The sequence below is a fragment of the Methylocystis sp. L43 genome, from assembly GCF_015709525.1.
In the GTDB taxonomy this organism is placed as follows: Bacteria; Pseudomonadota; Alphaproteobacteria; order Rhizobiales; family Beijerinckiaceae; genus Methylocystis.
Window position 1 is genome coordinate 1 of record NZ_JADNRA010000018.1, and the last position, 19305, is coordinate 19305.

Consider the following 19305-nt stretch of genomic DNA (forward strand, 5'->3'; position numbering starts at 1 on the left):
CGAGACTCTGATCCGAGCCGCGAGCAGTCGCGAATCTCCCTCCGCTGTCGAGGACCAACGCAGAGGACGCAAGCTTACCTAGGACCTCATCCGAACGGAGCAAGCGTCAAAACGGCTCGCATGCTACTGAGCAGATGAAATAGCCATTCACAGTTCAAACAGCTTCGGCCGGGACGAACAGCGGCGCTCGCAAGAGCGACGAGCCAGCGGCGCATTGCTAACCAGTGCGAAGTTCGAAACGTCAAACTCAAGTTAATTCTTGCGAAAGGGAGTGACCTCAATGGCTACTAGAACCATTCGCGTGTGGTGGAAGTCCGTCGCCACCGGCTGGCTGAATTTCAACTGGGATCCGATCACCTCGCAGTCGGTTGTTCACATCTCCGCCTGCGAGTGGAAGCCGAGCACCACGATCGGCGGCAAAAGCAAACACCGCGGCGCTGCACCGATTTTCGTAAAGAATATTCGCCCTCATGGCAGCAACGTTGAAGCGAACGGCGTCGAGTTCTTCGCACAAGTTGAATGGGGAACGCCTCTCGACGTCGTGTTCGACATCACTGTCTTTGATAACCCCGAACAGGAGCATACCATCTAGCCTCGTTTCTGATCTTCGGCGCTGCCGGTCAAGGATGCACCGGCGCGCCTATTATCGGCAGTGTGCGCTCGCGCATTCCGCCGCAGAGTGGATATGCGCCACTGTCGGCCATGATGTCATGCGCTCCAAGGGAGCTTGACGGACTTAGGCAGACAGGCGCTCGCCATGAAAAAGCAGACGGATCTTGATTTAGGTGGAAGCTGGACTTTCGAAGCAATTCGGAAGTTTGCCGGCGCGGCCACGGGGGGAGAGGTCGCTGCTATGCAGGAATCATTCAGGCGCCAAGCCGAGCTCTTTCGGCGTAACGGCGACGCCGGCCGCGCCGCATTTTGGGAGGCGCTGTCCAATAGGATTGCCGACGCGGCTGACCTATCAGACCGGCAAGCGCGTGAAGCGCTTCCCGCGTCTGATGCTGCCTGCAGCGTGCCCCCATAGTCAGCACGAAAGCGCCTAAGGCCACACTAAGCCGAAAAGTCAGTTAAGCGCACGTTCGCACAGGGATGCTCGATTTGCTCGAGCAGCAGCGAGCGTGAAGCTGAAAAGCCAGCGCACGTAAGCCGTTGACGATAATCGCGGCGGAGAAACCAGTCATGAACTTTTATGTTTTCCTGGCCCCAAGCCATCAGTCGGCGACGGTTCACAAAGGATCTTGTCCTCACTGCAATGAAGGCAGGGGCCAGCGAAGGCCGGGACTAAAAGCAAATCTCGCTACGGAATGGCTTGGCCCGCATCTAGATAGCAACAATGCGTTTGCAATCGCTCGCGAATCCGGCGTCAAGAATGTCACGGGATGCGGGCACTGCAAGCCTGAGAATACAGTTTAGAAACTACTCGCGCCGGACTTCTCTCTCCCGAACTCCAATATTTGGAAACAGGGAAACAAGATGGGGGGCTCAAGCCACTTTGGCAGCAGCGAAATGAGTGATGAAGCGGTAGCCGCCATATTCCGGCCTCATCTTGCCAGCTTGGATACCGGTGATACCTGGCGAGGAGATCGATGCCTATCGTCGCGAGCGATGCATCCTTGCGACAAGGATTTGTATGAGCTCGAATATCGCCGCTCCGTCGCGACGCTTTTTTCTCGGCGCCATCACGCCAGTATTGGCGGCGGTCGCTCTAGGACCCGCCGTCGCCAGCATCGCCGTCGTCGGCGATAGTCTCGCGTCCGGCTGCCCATTCCACACGCTGTCGTGTCGCCCCTTCGAGGTGATAAACTTCGCCAAGGGCGGCGCGCGGCTCGCGGATATCGCCGGGCAGTTGGAGCGTGCGCAACGAAAGCAGGCGCAGAGCTTCATCATCGACGGAGGTCTGAACGATCTTTTCGCCGCCGCCGCCTCGATCCGTGACATCGAACGCGATTTCCGCGGCGTCCTGCAAGTCCTCAATCCGGGCGCTTCCGCGATCTTCACCTTGATGCCTTACATCGCCCAGAGAGAGACAGCGCCGCGCATTGATGCAGCGAACGCAATGATGGCGGAGCTTTGCCGAGAGCGAGGCATTGAGGTGTTGGACCTTAATCCGCATGTCTCGCTCAATGGCGTGCGCCGCGCAGAGATGAGCGACGATGGGGTGCATTTCACGCCACGCGCCAATGCGGTGTGGATCGCGGCTCTTCGGGAGAAGTTGAGCGATCAGCTATTCCTCGACAGTGGGAGATTAGCGAAAATCTTGCTCGCGCCGAGCTGACCGCGGTCGAGCACGACGAACATGTCGCCGAGTGGACCAGGCTGGCCAATCTTCAATCGTCTCAAGTTATGCTAAATGAGACGAAGCGCTCTGGCGGCCGTGGCCCTCGCCACGAAGTCGGGGTCCGCGCCGCTGTTCGCGATCTCGGCATAGACCGCGACAACGCCCGACGCGCGACGGAGGTTGCCAACCGCTCCCCGACCCCGCCGGCCTCTATTCCCGGCATTCGTTTCACGAGCCTTTCGACGAGCGCGTTGGCGACGGCGCCACGCGCCCGCGCGCGTTATTGAGCTCTCGGCTTCGCGGTCGAGTCCTTAACGCACTTTTTCGCGAAGCTCGTCTTGGCGGCGCCCGCCAACTTTTTCTCGACGGCGGCGGCTTCGCAGGAAGCAGCGGCGGTGTCCCTTTCGCACTTTTTCATGAAGCTGTTCAGCGCTGCGCCGTGCAGTTTTTCGGTCGGAATTTCGTCACGTTCTACGCGATTGCATAGCCATGGCTGGCGATGTAAGTAGTGGTGTCTGCTATCTTTTTTGGCGCATCGCATGCAAACTAGGCGCGACATTTGCCACATGCTCGGTGCGTTGGCCGCGGCGCGTTGCGGAGACGCGCGAGGGCAGACGGCCTCATTGAGGCTCACCCGGAGCGATATGATGAAAATCGATCTCCCCGTCGTTGTCATTGGCCAAAGTCATACTTACGCTTTGAAAAATGGCATAGAAGCTAATATAAAAAGCGGTGTTTTTGCAGAAAACTCTGCCAAGTTTAGTTTTATCAACACATACGATTTTGCTGATTATTTCAAAGGCGGCGGCGTAGCGGCTGAGTTTATGGAAAAGTTCGACAGAAATTCTCACTTTGTCTCAATGTTTGGCGGCCAGCTGCACAATATCTTCGGGCTTATCGAGCATCCCATAAAATTTGATTTTTTCTGCGACAACTCGACTGTGAACTCGATTGATGTAAGCCGCACAATCATTCCTTACCAACTCATGAAATTGCATTTCAGAAAAACCTTGGACGTCTTTCCTTTCCATGCAATGAAGCAATTAAAAGAATACTTCACAGGAAAAAACATTCATCTTTCTTCTCCCCCGCTCATTGCCTCAGAAGATTGTATAAGAAAAACTACTGTGTACTTTAGAGACAAGCTGGCAAATGGAATTGCGCCGATCTCGCTTAGAAAAAAACTATACGATTTGCATTCCGACGTGGTTTCCTCTGCATGCCGCGAGATTGGCTTCACTTACATATACCCGCCGAACGAAGCGGTCGATGCGTCCGGCATGTTGCTAGAAAAGCACTGGGGCGACTCAACCCACGCAGCACCCTCTTATGGTCAAATTCTTCATAGGCAAGTTCTGGAGGCGCTATCGTCATGAGTTCGCGCACACATCCTTATTTCGGCCGTCCCGACTATCAATTTTGGAAATCTGCGTCTGGCTCCCGATTGTCGTCGGAGCTTGACCCAGTCGTCAGCACGTCGTTTCGGATCAATTCCGACGCGAAGATCGTGACCGCCGGCTCCTGCTTCGCACAGCATGTCGCCAGGCATCTGTCTCAGGCTGGATTCACACACCACGTCACGGAACCAGGGCACCCGATCATTTCAAAGGAAGCGCGCGACGCTTTCAACTACGGCGTCTTCTCGGCGCGTTATGGAAACATATACACAGCGCGGCAACTGCATCAGTTACTTAAGCGAGCCTATGGGTTGTTCACGCCTGTCGAGCAGGCGTGGACGCGCACCGGCGGCGGCGTTGTCGATCCGTTCCGGCCACAAATTCAACCGGAAGGTTTTCTCCACGAAGAGGAATTGTCCGCTGACAGAATGCAGCACTTCGCCTGTGTGCGCCGTGCAATCGAGGAAATGAATGTTTTCGTGTTTACCCTCGGCTTAACTGAATGCTGGATGGATCGTCGAGACGGCGCAGTGTTTCCACTCGCGCCCGGAATTGCCGGCGGCATTTATGATGAGGGGAAATATACGTTTCACAACATGGACGTGGCTGAGACGGTCGAGGACATGAACGCCTCATTCGGCCTAATCCGCGCCCGGAATCCAGACGCGCGATTCATCGTCACGGTTTCGCCCGTTCCTCTTAACGCAACGGCCCTGCCCCGACATGTCGTCGTATCCACGACATACTCAAAGTCAGTGCTACGCGTCGCAGCCGAACAGATCTGTTCGACCTGGCCACAGGCTGATTATTTCCCCTCGTACGAAATTATCACTGCTCCAACCGTCAGAGGCGCATACTTCGCCGATGACAGCCGGACGGTCACGGAAGCTGGGGTTGAACACGTCATGCGTAACTTCCTAAAACACTACGGAAGCGCCGCAACGGCTCCCATGAAAAAACCGGAATTTCCCCAAGAAGACGCTCACAAGACTGAGATGGAGAAGATTGTTCGGGCGTTATGTGACGAGGAGGCGATTTCAAACCGTTAACTCGTTCAACGGCCAACGCTATATCGTCGCGGTCAGGATGCGCGCCGAAACTTCCATTCCCGGTCGAAGCGCCAGCTCGCGATTATCGACCTCGACGACGACGTCGACGGACGCGCCCGATTCTGTTCTGCGCGCCTCGGTCACCTTTCCTGAAAACGTCCGGCCAGGGACCGACTCGCTTGTCACGACCGCCTCTGCGCCCGGCGCGATCGTCAGAGCGCCCTCCCCCTCCGCCCTCACATGAAGGCGAATGGTCTTGGCGTCGCCGATCATGAACAGCGGCGCGCCCGCTTCAACGCGCGCGCCGACTATCGCCGCCCGCTCTAAGACGACGCCTGCGACCGGCGCGACAATCTCTGCGCCGGCTCGACCCGCTTCCGCCTTCGTCACTGCCTCACGGCGCAGAGCTACTTCCGCTTCGGCGCGTTCGACTTGCGCTTGCGCGCGCGCCAGAGCGCGACGCGCCGCGCTCAGCGCCTTGCGGCTGGCGGCGCGACGCCCTGAACGCGCCTCTCGTCTGTCGAGATTCGCCTGCGCTCTCGCCTGCGCGCGCTCGCGCTGCGCCAATTGCGACTCCGCCGCCGCCAGAGCGCTTTTCTCGCGCGCCAGAGCGTCGTCGGAGGAAGACGGCGCGAGCGTCGCGCAAGTTTCGCCCTTCTCCACTTGCGCGCCGACGTCGCAAGAGAGCGTCGCGACGACGCCTGCCGCAGGCGCATTGATCGGCGTCTGCGCGACCGGGGCGACCACGCCGCTGACGACGACCGTTCGACCAGCTGACGCTTCTTCGCGCGTGAGACTGACACGCGTGTGAAGATAGAATGCGCCGCTTACGACAATGATGAGGAGCCCCAATAAACCGGCGACGACAGGTCGGAACCAGTCGCCGGGCGCCACGACAGCGGCTGCGCCGGTCGCCGTCGCCGCCGGAACGCCGCGAGGCGCAGGAGCCCTGGCAGGAGAACGGAAAATGGCCTTCTCCACCTCGACGAGCAAGAACAGCACGACGCTCGCGCCCGCAATATGCCACCAGATCTCCGGGTCGAGCGGCGTGCTGTTGAACAGCGCCTGCATAAAGGGCGCGTAGGTGAACAGCGCCTGCAGCATGACGACGATGGCGACGGAAATCAGCACCGCGCGGCTGCCGAACAGGCCCTTCATGGAGAGTGACGACTCGGAAAGGAAACGCGCGTTGAAGAGATAAGCGACTTCGCAGGCGACGAGCGTGTTGACCGCGACCGTTCGCGCGCTGTCGAGTCCCATGCCCCGCGCCTTTTCCAATTCGTAGAGGCCGAATGTCGCGAGCAGCATCAGGAAAGAGACGAAGACGATGCGCCAGATGAAGTAGCGGGAGAGGATCGGTTCGCCCGACGGGCGTGGCGGGCGCAGCATCACGCCCTTGGTCGGCGGCTCAAACGCGAGCGCAAGGCCGAGCGTGACGGCGGTGATCAGATTGATCCACAGGATCTGTACCGGCGTCACCGGCAGAGTCTCGCCCATGGCGATCGCCGCGATCACCGTGAGGCCCTCGCCGCCATTGGTCGGCAAGATGTAGAGGATCGTCTTTTTCAAATTTTCGTAGACGACGCGGCCCTCATGCACCGCATGTACGATCGATGCGAAATTGTCGTCGGCAAGCACCATCTCCGCGGCCTCTTTCGCCGCCTCGGTGCCTTTGACGCCCATCGCGATGCCGATGTCGGCGCGCTTTAATGCAGGCGCGTCGTTGACGCCGTCGCCGGTCATCGCGACGACTTCGCCGCGCTTCTGCAACGCCTGAACGAGTCGCAGCTTATGTTCGGGACTGGTGCGCGCGAACACCGTCGTGGCGCTTGCCGCCTCGCCGAGCGCCTCGTCGCCGATCGCGTCGAGGTCGCGTCCGGTGAGCACGGAGTCCGGACGGTTGAGTCCGAGTTCGCGGGCGATGGCGATCGCCGTCGCGGCGTGGTCGCCTGTGATCATTTTGACGGACATGCCGGCAGTCGCGCATGCGCGGATCGCCTCGACGGCCTCGGGGCGCGGCGGATCAATCAGGCCGATGAGACCGACAAAGACGAGTCCGCTTTCAACGTCGCCGAATGCGAGTTGCTGCTGACCCTCTTCGGCTTTCTTGGAGGCGACCGCCAAAACCCGCTGCCCGCGCGTGGCCATCTCAATGATGCGGTCGAGCCAGCAGGCGTAGTCGAGCGGACGTTGCTCTCCGCGCACGTCCTGCTCCCAGAAGCACATTTCGAGCAGCCGCTCGGGCGCGCCCTTGACGAAAATGTAGCCAGCGCCGTCATGGTCGTGATGCAGCGTCGCCATGAAGCGGTGCTGCGACTCAAAAGGAATCTCGTCCGTGCGCGGTAGCTCCAGCGCCAGCTTTTCCCGATTGACGCCGCCTTTGACGGCGGCGGCGAGCAAGGCGCCTTCGGTCGGATCGCCCTCGACGCTCCAGACGCCGTCCTTCTCGCGCAGCACGGCATCGTTGCAGAGCGCAAGCGGCCGCAGAGCCGCGGTCAGGTGAATGTCGTCGCGCACCACGACATCCTTGCCATTGCGCAGGAAGCCGCCGTGCGGATCATATCCCGATCCGGTCGTGTCGTAGGTCCCGCCGGAGATGACGATCGAGCGCACGATCAATTCATTGAGCGTCAGCGTGCCGGTCTTGTCCGAGCAGATCGTGCTCACCGCGCCGAGCGTCTCGACCGCCGGCAGTTGGCGGATGATCGCCTTGCGCCGCGCCATACGCTCCACGCCGATCGCCAGCGTAATGGTGATGATCGCCGGCAATCCTTCCGGGATCGCCGAAACCGCGAGCCCGACCGCCGCCATGAACATCTCGCCGGCGTCAAAATTCCAGACCAGCGCGCCAAAAGCGAAAACGGCGGCGCACACGACCAGAATGACGACCGTGAGCCAGCGCGCAAACTCATCCATGCGCTGCAATAAGGGAGTGGTAAGCGTTTCCACCTCGGACAGCATGGCGTTGATGCGCCCGATCTCGGTCGCGGCCCCCGTGGCGACAACAACGCCCGTCCCCTGACCGTAGGTCACGACGGTCCCCGAATAGGCCATCGGCGCCCGATCTCCGAGCGGCACATCCGCCATGACCGGCGCCGGGTCCTTGTCGACCGGCAGCGACTCGCCGGTGAGCGCCGATTCCTGCACTTTCAGAGATTTGACCCGGATGAGACGGATGTCCGCCGGAACCTTGTCGCCCGATTGGACATAGACGATGTCGCCAGGCGCGACGTCGGTCGCGTCGATGACGACGCGCTGCCCGTCTCGAATGACCGTCGCATGGAGCGACAGCATGTTGCGGACGGCCTCCATGGCCTCTTCGGCCTTGCCCTCCTGAATGAACCCGATGACGGCGTTGATGACGACGACCGCGACGATGACAGCGGTGTCGATCCAGTGCTGCATGAGCGCCGTGACGAGGCCGGCGGCGAGCAGCACATAGATGAGCACATTATGGAACTGCAGCGCGAAGCGCATGAGCGCGCTGCGTCGCCTGCCGGCCGGGAGGCGATTGGGGCCATGGACGGCGAGTCGCCGTTCTGCCTCAGCCTTGCTCAAGCCCGAACGCGTCACGCCCAGGCGCTCAAGCGCCGCATCGGCTCCGATTGCCCAATATTCCTGACCTTCGACCGAAGGCTGCATGCTTAGTGTTCCTCCTCCGCGGCTTCCCCGCGGTCACCGCCGGCCGCGCCGAATTGTTGGCCGGACGGCCGAACCGGCGCCGTATCACATATTTATGGATATCTGGAGAGGTTTGGCAGCGCCAGGTTTGTGGCGAAGAGTGCGCTGCCGAGGAGGCTAGAAAGTGTCGTTTGCGATGGAGCGCACGCACACGTCGCTGACGGTTTCATCGGTCCGCTTCAATCCGATCCACGCGTCGACCGCTGCCGAGTCGAAACCGGCCTCGCAATGATCGCCAATGCGCATCAGAGGGCGACGGATGAGCACCGGATCGAGCATCATCATCACCAATGCTTCCTGCGGCGTGACTTTCTCGAGGTCGATTTCGCCGGATTTGATGCGCGGCGAGGCGGCGTTAAACCATTCCGGCAACGGCTTGGAGCCGAAATAGGGACGCAGGCTCGACGGGCTCCAGGATTCGCTCAGAAGGTCCCGAACCTCGACCTCATGTCCCGAGGCGCGCAGCAACGCCTTTTGCCGCGCATTGCCGGCGCAGCCCGGCTTTTCGTAAAAGATGACATGAGCCATCCGCGACCCCTCACATTGCGGCCCACCAGTCGCTGACCAGAGCTTAGCGTGAAATGGTGCAGCGCGATACGGCTTCAAGCGAACAAATTGCGAGCAGCGCCGGGGGCTTTCGCCGCTTCAGCAGGCAAAGGCGAACTAGCGCGAGAGCCCCCAGACCATATTCACGCGCGCCGAGAGACGCTGCAGGCCCGGACGCACAGGAATCTCGGCTCCTCCCGGCGGTGCGGCCGCCTGCGCCGCATAGGCGCGCGGACGCGCGTCGATCTCCTCGAGCGGACGAATTTCGATGACGCGGGACAGCCGCAGTCCGGCCGCCTCCGCATAAATCTTCGCCTGCCGCTCCGCATCCTTGACCGCTTCGCGCCGCAGTGCGTCAAGCCGCTGCTTGGGATGCGCGATTTCGAAATCAATGCCTTCGAAGCTGTTAACGCCCTTGTCGATCAGACCGCCGGCGATCTCGCCGGCCTGTTCGACCCGCGTCACCCGCACGTGCAAATCGTTTCGTGCGCGGAAAAACTTTTGTGATGGCTTGGGTTTGCCTGTCTTGGGGTCTCGCTCTTCGGCGGTGACGGGCGTGAGCGTTACGCCCTGCGTCTGCACTTCAGCGTCGGGAACGCCTAACTTTTTGAGTTCGGCGAGAACCGCTTCGACCGCGCGCGCATTGTCCGCCGCGGCGTCGGCGGCCAGCGGCCGTTCGGTGACGACGCCGAACCGCAAGATCGCCAAGTCAGGCGCGACGTCCTCGTAAGCCTCGCCAATGACTGAGAGATTTGGAACGCCGTCCTTCAGCGTGTCGGCGTTCCCAGCAGCCGTGAACAGCATCAGGCCGAGCGAAAGTGCGAAGAGCAAACGAATCATGGCATATCCTAACAAAAGCTGCGCATCAAAAAGCTCATCAAAGCCGTAAAACCGCCGGCTAGCGTCGCTAACCCGAACCAGCATACAGAAGCGGCGCTCCATCGCAGCTTCGCGTCCGCTCGAAAAGGCCTCATGCCCACGCTTTATCATCACCCGCTCTGCCCCCATTCGCGATTTGTCCGGCTCGTCCTGTCCGAATATGGAATAGACGCAACGCTCATCGAGGAGCGCGTGAGCGACCGCCGCCCAGAATTTCTCGCGCTTGATGCTGCCGGCCGCACGCCGGTTTTCGTTGACGATAACGGACTTGTCGCGCCCGGCGCCAATCTCATCGCCGAATATATAGACGAGACCTATGGCGCCGAACGTGGCGCGCAACGACTCCTGCCGCAGGAAATGGCGGCGCGCATCGAAACGCGTCGACTCGTCGATTGGTTCAACGTCAAGTTTTTCGACGAGGTCACGAACTGGCTGATCACGGAGAAGGTTTACAAGCGCTTTGCGCCTCCGGGCGGCGCGCCCGATATGGACGTGGTGCGTGTGGCGCGGGCTAACGTCCGGCACCATATGCGCTACATCGGCTATCTCACCAATGCGCGCAACTGGCTCGCGGGCGATCGTTTGACCTATGCCGACTTTGCAGCGGCCGCGCATATTTCCTGCGCCGATTATCTTGGCGATGCGCCGTGGGACGAGGACGAGGCTGCGAAACACTGGTATCAGCGCATCAAGTCGCGTCCCGCGTTTCGTCCGCTGCTCTCTTATCGGGCTCCAGGACTTACGCCCGGCCGCTACTATGCGGAACTGGATTTCTAGGCGTCGCGGAGTGGTCGGCGGCGCCAGATTCGAAGGCTCGAGGGCCACTGTCGCGAGGTTGCGGCCGCGCTTGACAACCGTGGGGTGGAGTGAGGCAAGTAGCCTCAATACGGGACCATCGAATGAGCGCACCCAACGAGCGCGAGAGCGAAAAGGTTGAGCCGAAGCTCGCCGAAGGCGGCGAACCATCGCCCGCACTGCAGCGTCGGATCCGGCAGCAGGAAATATTGGCGGAGCTCGGCGTCTCGGCCCTCCAAGGCGCTTCGCTCGATCAGCTGCTGACGGATACAGTACAACTTACGGCGCAAGGACTGGATGCGGACTTCTGCAAAGTGCTGGAGCTGCTTCCGTCCGAGAACCAGTTTCTGGTGCGCGCCGGCGTCGGCTGGTCTCGCGGCGTGGTGGGCGTCGCGAAAGTCGGCGCGGATCTCGACTCGCCCGCTGGATACGCATTGCGCAGCGGCCAACCGGTCATCTCTAATCACCTCGAAAAGGAAACGCGGTTCAGGACTCCTGAGTTGCTGCGTCAACATGGCGTCCGCCGGGCGATGAATGTGATCCTGCAGGGTGACGGAAAACCTTATGGCGTCCTTGAAGTCGACAGCCGGTCGCCGGCCGATTTCAGGGAGCAGGACATCGCTTTTCTGCAGGGCGCCGCAAATCTTCTTGGCATGGCGATCGAACGCGAGCGAGAAGAGCGCAAGCTAAGAGCGGCGCTCGCGCGCAACGAAGCGTTGCTCAAAGAAATGAATCATCGCGTGAAGAACAGCCTTTCCATCGTCGGCAGCATGCTCCGCCTGCAAGCCAACGACGCAGGCGATGAGCAGGTGTCCGAACTTCTCAACGAAGCCTCTCACCGCGTGGAAGCGATCGCAAAGGCGCATGACCAGCTGTCTCGCGGCTCGGACGTCGATTGCATGGACGTTGGCAAATACATTGAAGCGCTGTGTCACGATTTGGATGAAAGCGTCGCGCAATGCGACGTGCGCACCGAGATCGAAGAAGGGATCGTCATCGCAACCGACCGGGCCGTTTCGACCGCGCTGATCGTCAACGAACTCATCGCCAATGCGGCGAAATATGCTTACGAAAGCCAGTCGGGAATTATTTCGGTGAAGGTCGCGCGCCAGGGCGCTGAGAATTTCACTGTTTCCGTGCGCGACGAAGGCGCTGGAATGCCCGATGACCTCGACCCTCGCAATCGCAAAGGGCTCGGCATGCGGATCATTGCGTCGTTCACGCGTCAACTCAGCGCGACGATCGAAATAAAAAAGCACGAACCTGGCGCCGAGTTCATCGTCTCGATCCCTCTACGAGCGCCCTGCTGACATGCAGGCGCCTTTCCCGAACGCATCCATGATGGCGCCGACAGGTGGCCGACGGCGCACAGCCGAGACGCCCGAGGAGGAAATTCGCGCCCGTGCGCTCGAGACTGGCTTCGACGTCTGCCGCTTCGCGCGGGCCGATGTTGCGCCGGAGCAGGGCGAGCGGCTGCACGCATGGCTGCGGGACGGCGCGCACGGCGACATGGACTGGATGCGCGAGACGGCGGAGCGACGGGCCGCGCCGCGCGCGCTCTGGCCCGAGGCGGCAAGTCTCGTCATGCTCGGCCTGAACTACGGACCGGACGGAGATCCGCTCGCGTCGCTGACGAAACCGGCTGGCGCGACGATCTCCGTCTATGCGCGCAACCGCGACTATCACGACGTCATCAAGGGCCGGCTGAAACAGCTCGCCGGATTCATCCTCAGCCGCGCCGGCGCCGGCGACGCCAAGGTCTTCGTCGACACCGCGCCCGTCATGGAGAAGCCGCTCGCGCAGACGGCCGGCGTCGGCTGGCAAGGCAAACACACGAATCTCGTGTCACGCGAATTCGGATCGTGGCTCTTTCTGGGCGCGATTTTCACGACTCTTCGCCTCGAACCGGACCCGCCCGAGCACGATCATTGCGGCTCGTGCTCCAAATGTCTCGACGCCTGTCCGACGGCGGCCTTCCCAGCGCCCTACCGACTCGATGCGCGGCGCTGCATTTCGTATCTGACGATCGAGCACAGGGGTCCGATTCCCCTCGAATTGCGCGCCAAGATCGGCAATCGCATCTATGGCTGTGACGACTGTCTCGCGGTCTGCCCCTGGAACAAATATGCGCACGCCGGACGCGAGGCGAAGCTCGCCGCGCGGCCCGAATTCGGCTCCCCGCCGCTTGCGGAATTGGCGCGCCTCGACGATGCGGCGTTCCGGGCGCTTTTTGCGGGCTCCCCAATCAAACGCGTCGGACGCGATCGCTTTTTGCGCAATGTTCTGATCGCGATCGGCAATTCGGCCCGACCCGAGCTTGCCGCAGAGGCCGAGCGGTTGATCGATGACGCCGCCCTTGTTCGCGGCGCCGCCGTCTGGGCCCTCGGCAGACTGGCGCCGGCGCGAGCGGCGGAGCTTGGCGCACAGAGACTGGCGGCCGAACCCGACGCGGCGGTCCGCCAGGAGTGGCGCCAAACGGCTTGAAACAGGCAAAAGCGCCACAGTCGCCCCAAAATTGGGATCTTTCCCAGCTTTACTGCGTTGCGGCAGGCTACTCGCCGGCGATTTCGTTCTAATCTCTATCGCAGATCCCGACCTCGAACGCTCCTTCGCCATGTCTGTCCTTTCGCGCCGCAATGCTGACGAACCCGCAGAGGAGGCTTCCCGCCTTCTGCTGCGGATTGGCGTGTTTTTGCTGTTCGTGATCTCGCTCATCGCGCCCATTCTGGCGCGTCAGACCGTTTATGTGCTGCTGCCGATCGGCGCGGCGTTGCTGCTCGCCGCCGCGACGCTGACGCCGGAGGAAGGGTCGGGGCGCTCCATGCGCTCGATCTTACTCTCGCCGCCCTTTCTCGCCGCTCTGTTGCTCGCCGCCTGGACTGCGCTCTCGCTGCTCTGGACCCCGTTCGAGGGACCAGCGGAACGCTTCGCGAAAATTACGGCGACGCTCGCCCTGGTTGCGCTCGCCACCGGATTTCTGCCGCTGCGCACCAAAACCTCGAATCTCAACCTGTTGCCGATCGGCGTCGCCGCGGCGACGATTGCGCTGGCCGCCGTCACTTTGCTGTTGAAACCGCAATATACGCTCGATGACATTCTCGATGTCGGACCGCTCGGCCGCGCCGGACTCGGACTGGCCCTGCTTGTCTGGCCGGCCATGGGCGCCCTCGCCGTCCGCGGCCGGTGGTTTTCGGCCGCCGCCCTCGCTGTCGCAACGGTTATCGCCTGCTATCTTTCCGGCGCCCCGAACGGCGTCCCGGCGCTGGCCGTCGGCGCGGCTGTGTTCGCCGCCGCCTTCGGCCGCGCCCGGCTGATGTCCATTTTCCTTGCGGCGCTCATGACGGCGATCGTGCTGCTCGCGCCGCTGACCGCCTATGCGGCGCATCTGATCTGGCCCGAACGTCCGCCCGGCTTCTTCAGACATCTCGCCTTTTGGGGTCAGATGATCGACGCGGACGGCTGGCGCACATTGATCGGACACGGCTTTGGCGCGGCCACCTGGGGCGTGCTCGGCGGCTATCTGACGCCGGCGACGCCGCGCAGCCTGATCTTCAAAATCTGGTTCGATCTCGGCGTGCTCGGCGCGGCCGCGGCGGCGCTCGTCGCCGCCCGCACCAGCCTGTTCGTCGGCCAGTCGCGTCCGGCGCTTGCGCCCTTTCTTCTCGGCGGCCTCGGCGCGGGATTCGCCATTTGCCTGTTCGGTCCCGCGGCCGAGCAGCTGTGGTGGCTGACCCTCGCGGGACTCGACGCCATCGCCTTTGCGCTCGTGATGCGCGGGCAATTCCGGAAACGTCGCCCGCGCCTGCCCATCGGCTGGAGCGCGCCTGCCGAGGACCATGCATCGCCGTGACGCTGTCTTCCACGCTCGCCGACAAAGTCGAAACCCTCGGGCTTCGTGAGCCTGTCGCAGCCGCGGCGTTCCTCGGCGGCGCGCCGGTCTTCGCGCTCGCCGACGGGACGCTGCATTTCGGCGATGGCGCGGAGGGACGGCGCATTCCGGCCCATCAAGACGCGGCCATCCTCGTCGTCGCGCAGGACGGCGACCGGCTCGTCACCGGCGGAGACGACGGGCGCGTCGTGGCGACCGACGCGAAAGGCGGCGTCGAAGTCATCGGCGACGAAAAGGGTAAATGGATCGACGCCGTCGCCGCGCGGGGCGGCGCGGTGGCGTGGACAGCGGGAAAGGTGGCGCGAGCACGCTCGGCGAAGGGCGACGCGAAGACGCTGGATCTGCCGTCGACCTCGCGCGGCCTCGCCTTCTTTCCCAAAGGCTACCGGCTGGCGATCGCCCATTACGGCGGCGCGACGTTGTGGTTCCCGAACGCCGGCAAGCCGGAAGCGCTCGACTGGGCGGGCTCGCATCTTGACGCGACGATCTCTCCCGACGGGCGCTTCCTCGTCACCTCGATGCAGGAGAATATGCTGCACGGCTGGCGCCTCGCCGACGGCAAGCACATGCGGATGGCGGGATATCCGGGAAAAACGCGCAGCTTCTCCTGGTCGCATGACGGGAAATGGTTGGCCACCTCAGGCGCCGACGCCTGCATCGTCTGGCCGTTTTCGGGCAAGGACGGTCCCATGGGCCAGGCGCCGCGCGAATGCGGCGTGCATTCGGCGATTGTGACGCGCGTCGCCTTCCATCCCGCCGCTCTGGTCATAGCGATGGGCTATGACGACGGCCTTGTCATGCTGGCGCGCCTTACCGATGGATCTGAGATTCTGGTGCGCCGTCCGGCGCAGGAGGACGATCGCGCGCGGATCAGCGCGCTCGCCTGGGACGAGAAGGGGGCGCGTCTCGCGTTTGGCGCGGAGAACGGCGACGCCGGCGTGCTGAGCCTGCCGAAACCCTGAGCCTCTGGAGGCGCATGCCCGCGGAACTCCAGTCCTCATAAGAGGTTGAAGACCTGACCCTCTTAGAACGGGACGGCCAGGAGACAGCAATGACCCTGCATAGCGACAGCAATCCGCACCAGCACGTTCAGAGAATTCAAAATCGCCTCCAGGAGACGATCAACCACCTGCGCGAGGATATCGAAAAGGTCGAGGAGCCGCAGCTCAAGGCCATGTTCGAGACCTCCGCCGAGGTTCTGACAGGACTGAAGAAGGCCTACAGCGACTACGAAGAAAAGAAGGAGCCGGCTTGGCCCGGCGGACGCGAATTGCACAGCTGATCAGCGCCGTTTGCGTTGGGCGCGGGAAGCGCGGACATTCCTGTCATGACCGCGCCCGTTCCCAAGCTTCTGTCGATCGCCGGCTCCGACCCTTCCGGCGGGGCCGGCGTTCAGGCTGATCTGAAAACCTTCTCGGCCTTTGGCTGCTACGGTATGGCGGCGATCACGGCCTTAACCGCGCAGAACACGCAGGGCGTGACCGCTTCCTATCCCATCGCTGCGGACATCGTGGTCGCGCAGATCGAGGCGGTTCTGTCCGACATTTCTCCCGATGCGATCAAGATCGGCATGCTCGCGGCGCCTGAGATCGCCCGGGCGGTCGCCGAGACGCTGGCGCGCCACGGCGCGCGCAACGTCGTGCTCGATCCAGTGCTGGTTCCGACGCAAGGCGTCAGCCTCGCCTCGGCCGGCTTGGAGGCTGCTCTGGTTGCGGCCCTCCTTCCCCTAGCGCGTCTCGTGACGCCCAATCTTTATGAGGCGAGCGCGCTCACGCAAACGCCCCTCGCCACCAGCGCCGAGGAGATGGCGGCGCAGGGGCGGCTCCTCTGCGACGCGGGCGCGCGCGCCGTGCTGGTCAAGGGCGGCGATCTCAAGGGCGAACCTGTCGACGTTCTTTTCGAGGCTGGAGAGAAACGGGTTTTTCGCGGGCGGCGCATTCCAACGCGCAACACGCATGGGACCGGTTGCGCCCTGTCCTCGGCCATCGCCTGCGAATTCGCCAAGGGCGCGCCGCTCATCGACGCCATCGCCGCCGCCAAAGCCTGGCTCGAAGGCGCGCTGGAGGCAGCGGGCCAGCTGCGGTTGAGCGAGGGCCGCGGGCCCCCGCACCATTTCTATGCGCTCTGGCGCTGAGCGCCCCCTCCCCTCCCCTGCTTCGCGGGAGAGGGAGCAGGTTGCGCCGTCCCCAACACGCGTGAATATGTTCGGTTCATCCGACAGGGTTGGCGATAGGCGAAATGGCGCCGCTCACCTTCTCCCGCTTTAGCGGGGGAAGGTGGCGCGAAGCGCCGGAAGGGGGCACATGCGGCAATCCCGCATCATGACGGAACGCGCCCGCCATTTGCGACGCGAGCCGACCAATGCAGAACGCAAACTCTGGCACGTGCTGCGTGCGCATCGGCTGGCGGGCCTGTCGTTCCGGCGTCAGGCTCCCTGCGGGCCGTTCATCGCTGATTTCCTCTGCGCCGAGGCGCGCCTCATCGTCGAAGTCGACGGCGCCACGCATTCAAGCGATGAGGAAGTTGCTTACGACAAGCAAAGGGACGCCTGGTTCGCCGCCAACGGCTATCGCGTCCTGCGGGTGACGAATGAGGACGTGTATCGCAATCTCGACGGCGTCTGCGAGACAATGCTCGCTTGGCTCGAGGGGAGAGGTTAGGGAATCGCCCCCTCCCCAGCCCTCCCCCGCTACGCGGGAGAGGGCGCAGGTTGCGCCGTCATTAACGCTGGAGAATTCTTGCAGCCTCGCGAATTCTTGTTGCAAGGCATGAATCGCGCCGCTCCCTTCTCCCGCTTTAGCGGGGGAAGGTGGCGCGAAGCGCCGGAAGGGGGCCGCAATTAGCCCGACAGCGCCGCCTTCACCGCGGCGCTGGCTTTGCCGAAGTCCATGCGGCCCGTATATTTCGCCTTGAGCGCGGCGACGACCTTGCCCATGTCCTTGATCGAGGCCGCGCCGGTCTCGTCGATCGCCGCCTTCACGGCCTCGGCTGCTTCCGCCTCGGAGAGCTGCTGCGGCAAATAGGCGGAAATCACCGCAATCTCGCCGCGCTCCTTGCCCGCAAGATCCTCGCGCCCGGCCTTTTCATAGATTTCCAGCGACTCCTGCCGGCTCTTGATCATTTTCTGGAGCAGCGCGAGCTCGTCGTCGCCGCTGAGCGTCTTGCCGGCGCCGCGCGCCTCGATGTCCTTATCCTTCAGCGCCGCGTTGATGAGCCGCAGCGCGTCGACCTTGGCGCGCTCGCCCGCCTTCATCGCCGTCTTGAGGTCCGCCGCAATCTTCTCGCGCATGTTATGTCCTTGGGGTTCCCATTTCGAGCCGAAATCGTCTAAGTATCTGCATCACTCGACGAAGCTCGCTTCCACCCTCCCCTTGAGGGGGAGGGTCGAGCCGCGCAAGCGGCTCGGGGTGGGGTGAGCCCAGTCGATAATGACACCCCCACCCGATCGCCTTTGGCGATCGACCTCCCCCCTCAAGGGGGAGGTGAGCGCGCCGCCACGACGCATCCGACCGGGCATAGAACGGACATGACCTTCGATCAAGATAACGGCTGGAAGAAACCCCTCCACACCGGCGTGCTGGTTCTCGCCGGCGGCGAAGTGATCGAGGGCTACGGCCTCGGCGCCGTTGGCGAAGCGGTCGGCGAAGTCTGCTTCAACACCGCCATGACCGGCTATCAGGAAATCCTCACGGACCCATCCTACGCCGCGCAGATCGTCACCTTCACCTTCCCGCACATCGGCAATGTCGGGACGAACGAAGAAGACGTCGAAACCGTCGATCTCGACAAAAGCGCCGGCGCGGTCGGAGCCATCTTCGGCGCGCCCTGCACCGACCCCTCGAATTTCCGCGCCCAGAAGCCGCTCGCCGACTGGCTCGCCGGGCGCGGCGTCGTCGGGATGTGCGGCATCGACACGCGCGCGCTGACGACGCTCATCCGCGAGCGCGGCATGCAGAACGCCGTCATCGCCTATGCGCCGGACGGCCGCTTCGACATCGCCGCCCTCAAAGCCAAGGCCGCCGCCTGGCCGGGGATCGACGGCATGGACCTCGTGCCGAGCGTCGGCTCAAAGGAGCGCTACGACTGGCGCGAGACGATTTGGCGGCTTGGCGGCGGCTATGGCGCGCGCAGCGGCGCGCCCAAATATCGCGTGGTCGCGATCGACTATGGCGTGAAGCGGAACATCCTGCGTCTCTTGGCGGAACAGGACTGCGAGGTTGTCGTCGCGCCCGCCAGCGCGACGTGCCAGGAGATCTTGGCGCTCAACCCCGACGGCGTTTTTCTGTCGAACGGCCCCGGCGATCCGGCCGAAACCGGCAAATACGCCGCGCCGGTGATCCGCGAACTGCTCGAAGCGAAAATTCCGACCTTCGGCATTTGCCTTGGGCACCAGATGATGGCGCTCGCTGTCGGCGCGAGAACGAAGAAAATGCCGCAGGGCCATCACGGCGCCAATCATCCGGTCAAGGATTTCACCACCGGCAAGGTCGAGATCGTCTCGATGAATCACGGCTTCGCGGTCGATCGCGACAGCCTGCCGGCAAACGCCGTCGAGACGCATCGCTCGCTCTTTGACGGCTCGAACTGCGGCATCGCGCTCACTGACCGCCCGGCCTTTTCGGTGCAGCATCACCCCGAGGCGTCGCCCGGCCCGCAGGACAGCCATTATCTTTTCCGCCGCTTCGTCGAGATGATGGCGAAGGCGAAGGCGGCGTAGTCGGGGTTGCGGCTTCCCGCGAGACTGGACACGTCGCTCGCGCCAGCCGATCTTCTCAGTTGGACCAAGCG

Annotated in this window: 17 protein-coding genes; 13 read left to right on the top strand and 4 right to left on the bottom strand. The window is 62.7% G+C overall.

Going from position 1 to position 19305, the window contains the following annotated elements; genetic code table 11:
• Positions 1-280 precede the first annotated feature (280 nt).
• The 4 genes from IYX23_RS03260 to IYX23_RS03275 all read left to right on the top strand — a co-directional run bounded on the left by IYX23_RS03260 (position 281) and on the right by IYX23_RS03275 (position 4727).
• Complete coding sequence (locus tag IYX23_RS03260; protein WP_196393755.1) at positions 281-592, top strand: hypothetical protein; 312 nt, start codon at positions 281-283, stop codon at positions 590-592.
• A gap of 1041 nt (positions 593-1633) precedes the next feature.
• Positions 1634-2278: a GDSL-type esterase/lipase family protein gene (locus tag IYX23_RS03265; RefSeq protein WP_196393756.1), complete on the top strand. Its 645-nt coding sequence runs from the start codon at positions 1634-1636 to the stop codon at positions 2276-2278.
• A gap of 650 nt (positions 2279-2928) precedes the next feature.
• Entirely contained in the window at positions 2929-3657 is a 729-nt protein-coding gene (locus tag IYX23_RS03270) for a hypothetical protein (RefSeq protein WP_196393757.1), read from the top strand.
• Positions 3654-4727, top strand: a complete 1074-nt coding sequence (locus IYX23_RS03275) for a GSCFA domain-containing protein (RefSeq protein WP_196393758.1) — start codon at positions 3654-3656, stop codon at positions 4725-4727. The genes IYX23_RS03270 and IYX23_RS03275 overlap by 4 nt, the downstream gene beginning before the upstream one ends.
• An 18-nt stretch (positions 4728-4745) precedes the next feature.
• Here IYX23_RS03275 and IYX23_RS03280 read toward each other — a convergent pair whose 3' ends face one another.
• The 3 genes from IYX23_RS03280 to IYX23_RS03290 form a co-directional block, all read right to left on the bottom strand.
• On the bottom strand, positions 4746-8369 hold the full coding sequence (locus tag IYX23_RS03280) for an HAD-IC family P-type ATPase (RefSeq protein WP_196393759.1): 3624 nt from the start codon (positions 8367-8369) through the stop codon (positions 4746-4748).
• Between the two features lie 156 nt (positions 8370-8525).
• Positions 8526-8936: an ArsC/Spx/MgsR family protein gene (locus IYX23_RS03285; RefSeq protein ID WP_196393760.1), complete on the bottom strand. Its 411-nt coding sequence runs from the start codon at positions 8934-8936 to the stop codon at positions 8526-8528.
• A 135-nt stretch (positions 8937-9071) separates the two neighbouring features.
• Positions 9072-9794 carry an SIMPL domain-containing protein gene (locus IYX23_RS03290; RefSeq protein ID WP_196393761.1) on the bottom strand — a complete coding sequence of 241 codons (723 nt, stop codon included), beginning with the start codon at positions 9792-9794 and terminating at the stop codon, positions 9072-9074.
• A gap of 132 nt (positions 9795-9926) precedes the next feature.
• Between IYX23_RS03290 and IYX23_RS03295 the strand changes: the two genes are divergently transcribed.
• The 8 genes from IYX23_RS03295 (at position 9927) to IYX23_RS03330 (ending at position 17177) form a co-directional block, all read left to right on the top strand.
• Positions 9927-10610 (top strand): glutathione S-transferase family protein, encoded by a 684-nt coding sequence (locus tag IYX23_RS03295; protein ID WP_196393762.1) that lies wholly within the window; start codon positions 9927-9929, stop codon positions 10608-10610.
• A 122-nt stretch (positions 10611-10732) separates the two neighbouring features.
• The gene (locus tag IYX23_RS03300) at positions 10733-11938 is read left to right on the top strand and encodes a histidine kinase dimerization/phosphoacceptor domain -containing protein (RefSeq protein ID WP_196393763.1); all 1206 of its coding nucleotides are present in this window, start codon (positions 10733-10735) and stop codon (positions 11936-11938) included.
• Position 11939: 1 nt separating this feature from the next.
• On the top strand, positions 11940-13112 hold the full coding sequence (queG, locus tag IYX23_RS03305) for a tRNA epoxyqueuosine(34) reductase QueG (protein WP_246716444.1): 1173 nt from the start codon (positions 11940-11942) through the stop codon (positions 13110-13112).
• A 130-nt stretch (positions 13113-13242) separates the two neighbouring features.
• Positions 13243-14478: a hypothetical protein gene (locus IYX23_RS03310; protein ID WP_196393764.1), complete on the top strand. Its 1236-nt coding sequence runs from the start codon at positions 13243-13245 to the stop codon at positions 14476-14478.
• On the top strand, positions 14475-15479 hold the full coding sequence (locus IYX23_RS03315) for a WD40 repeat domain-containing protein (RefSeq protein WP_196393765.1): 1005 nt from the start codon (positions 14475-14477) through the stop codon (positions 15477-15479). The genes IYX23_RS03310 and IYX23_RS03315 overlap by 4 nt, the downstream gene beginning before the upstream one ends.
• Positions 15480-15568: 89 nt before the next feature.
• Entirely contained in the window at positions 15569-15799 is a 231-nt protein-coding gene (locus IYX23_RS03320) for a hypothetical protein (protein WP_196393766.1), read from the top strand.
• Positions 15800-15844: 45 nt separating this feature from the next.
• Complete coding sequence (gene thiD / locus IYX23_RS03325) at positions 15845-16651, top strand: bifunctional hydroxymethylpyrimidine kinase/phosphomethylpyrimidine kinase (protein ID WP_196393767.1); 807 nt, start codon at positions 15845-15847, stop codon at positions 16649-16651.
• Positions 16652-16820: 169 nt separating this feature from the next.
• Complete coding sequence (locus IYX23_RS03330) at positions 16821-17177, top strand: endonuclease domain-containing protein (RefSeq protein WP_196393768.1); 357 nt, start codon at positions 16821-16823, stop codon at positions 17175-17177.
• 179 nt (positions 17178-17356) lie between these two features.
• Here IYX23_RS03330 and IYX23_RS03335 read toward each other — a convergent pair whose 3' ends face one another.
• Positions 17357-17806 carry a GatB/YqeY domain-containing protein gene (locus IYX23_RS03335; protein WP_196393769.1) on the bottom strand — a complete coding sequence of 150 codons (450 nt, stop codon included), beginning with the start codon at positions 17804-17806 and terminating at the stop codon, positions 17357-17359.
• Positions 17807-18043: 237 nt separating this feature from the next.
• Between IYX23_RS03335 and carA the strand changes: the two genes are divergently transcribed.
• Positions 18044-19234 (top strand): glutamine-hydrolyzing carbamoyl-phosphate synthase small subunit, encoded by a 1191-nt coding sequence (carA, locus tag IYX23_RS03340; protein WP_196393770.1) that lies wholly within the window; start codon positions 18044-18046, stop codon positions 19232-19234.
• Positions 19235-19305: the final 71 nt, after the last annotated feature.

Bases quoted from the DNA above. Each gene is read 5' to 3' on its own strand.
- IYX23_RS03285 (WP_196393760.1), bottom strand. From the start codon at position 8,936: ATGGCTCATGTCATCTTTTACGAAAAGCCGGGCTGCGCCGGCAATGCG.
- queG (WP_246716444.1), top strand. From the start codon at position 11,940: ATGCAGGCGCCTTTCCCGAACGCATCCATGATGGCGCCGACAGGTGGC.
- IYX23_RS03265 (WP_196393756.1), top strand. From the start codon at position 1,634: ATGAGCTCGAATATCGCCGCTCCGTCGCGACGCTTTTTTCTCGGCGCC.
- IYX23_RS03270 (WP_196393757.1), top strand. From the start codon at position 2,929: ATGAAAATCGATCTCCCCGTCGTTGTCATTGGCCAAAGTCATACTTAC.
- IYX23_RS03300 (WP_196393763.1), top strand. From the start codon at position 10,733: ATGAGCGCACCCAACGAGCGCGAGAGCGAAAAGGTTGAGCCGAAGCTC.
- carA (WP_196393770.1), top strand. From the start codon at position 18,044: ATGACCTTCGATCAAGATAACGGCTGGAAGAAACCCCTCCACACCGGC.
- thiD (WP_196393767.1), top strand. From the start codon at position 15,845: ATGACCGCGCCCGTTCCCAAGCTTCTGTCGATCGCCGGCTCCGACCCT.
- IYX23_RS03295 (WP_196393762.1), top strand. From the start codon at position 9,927: ATGCCCACGCTTTATCATCACCCGCTCTGCCCCCATTCGCGATTTGTC.
- IYX23_RS03310 (WP_196393764.1), top strand. From the start codon at position 13,243: ATGTCTGTCCTTTCGCGCCGCAATGCTGACGAACCCGCAGAGGAGGCT.
- IYX23_RS03280 (WP_196393759.1), bottom strand. From the start codon at position 8,369: ATGCAGCCTTCGGTCGAAGGTCAGGAATATTGGGCAATCGGAGCCGAT.
- IYX23_RS03290 (WP_196393761.1), bottom strand. From the start codon at position 9,794: ATGATTCGTTTGCTCTTCGCACTTTCGCTCGGCCTGATGCTGTTCACG.
- IYX23_RS03275 (WP_196393758.1), top strand. From the start codon at position 3,654: ATGAGTTCGCGCACACATCCTTATTTCGGCCGTCCCGACTATCAATTT.
- IYX23_RS03260 (WP_196393755.1), top strand. From the start codon at position 281: ATGGCTACTAGAACCATTCGCGTGTGGTGGAAGTCCGTCGCCACCGGC.
- IYX23_RS03335 (WP_196393769.1), bottom strand. From the start codon at position 17,806: ATGCGCGAGAAGATTGCGGCGGACCTCAAGACGGCGATGAAGGCGGGC.
- IYX23_RS03330 (WP_196393768.1), top strand. From the start codon at position 16,821: ATGCGGCAATCCCGCATCATGACGGAACGCGCCCGCCATTTGCGACGC.
- IYX23_RS03320 (WP_196393766.1), top strand. From the start codon at position 15,569: ATGACCCTGCATAGCGACAGCAATCCGCACCAGCACGTTCAGAGAATT.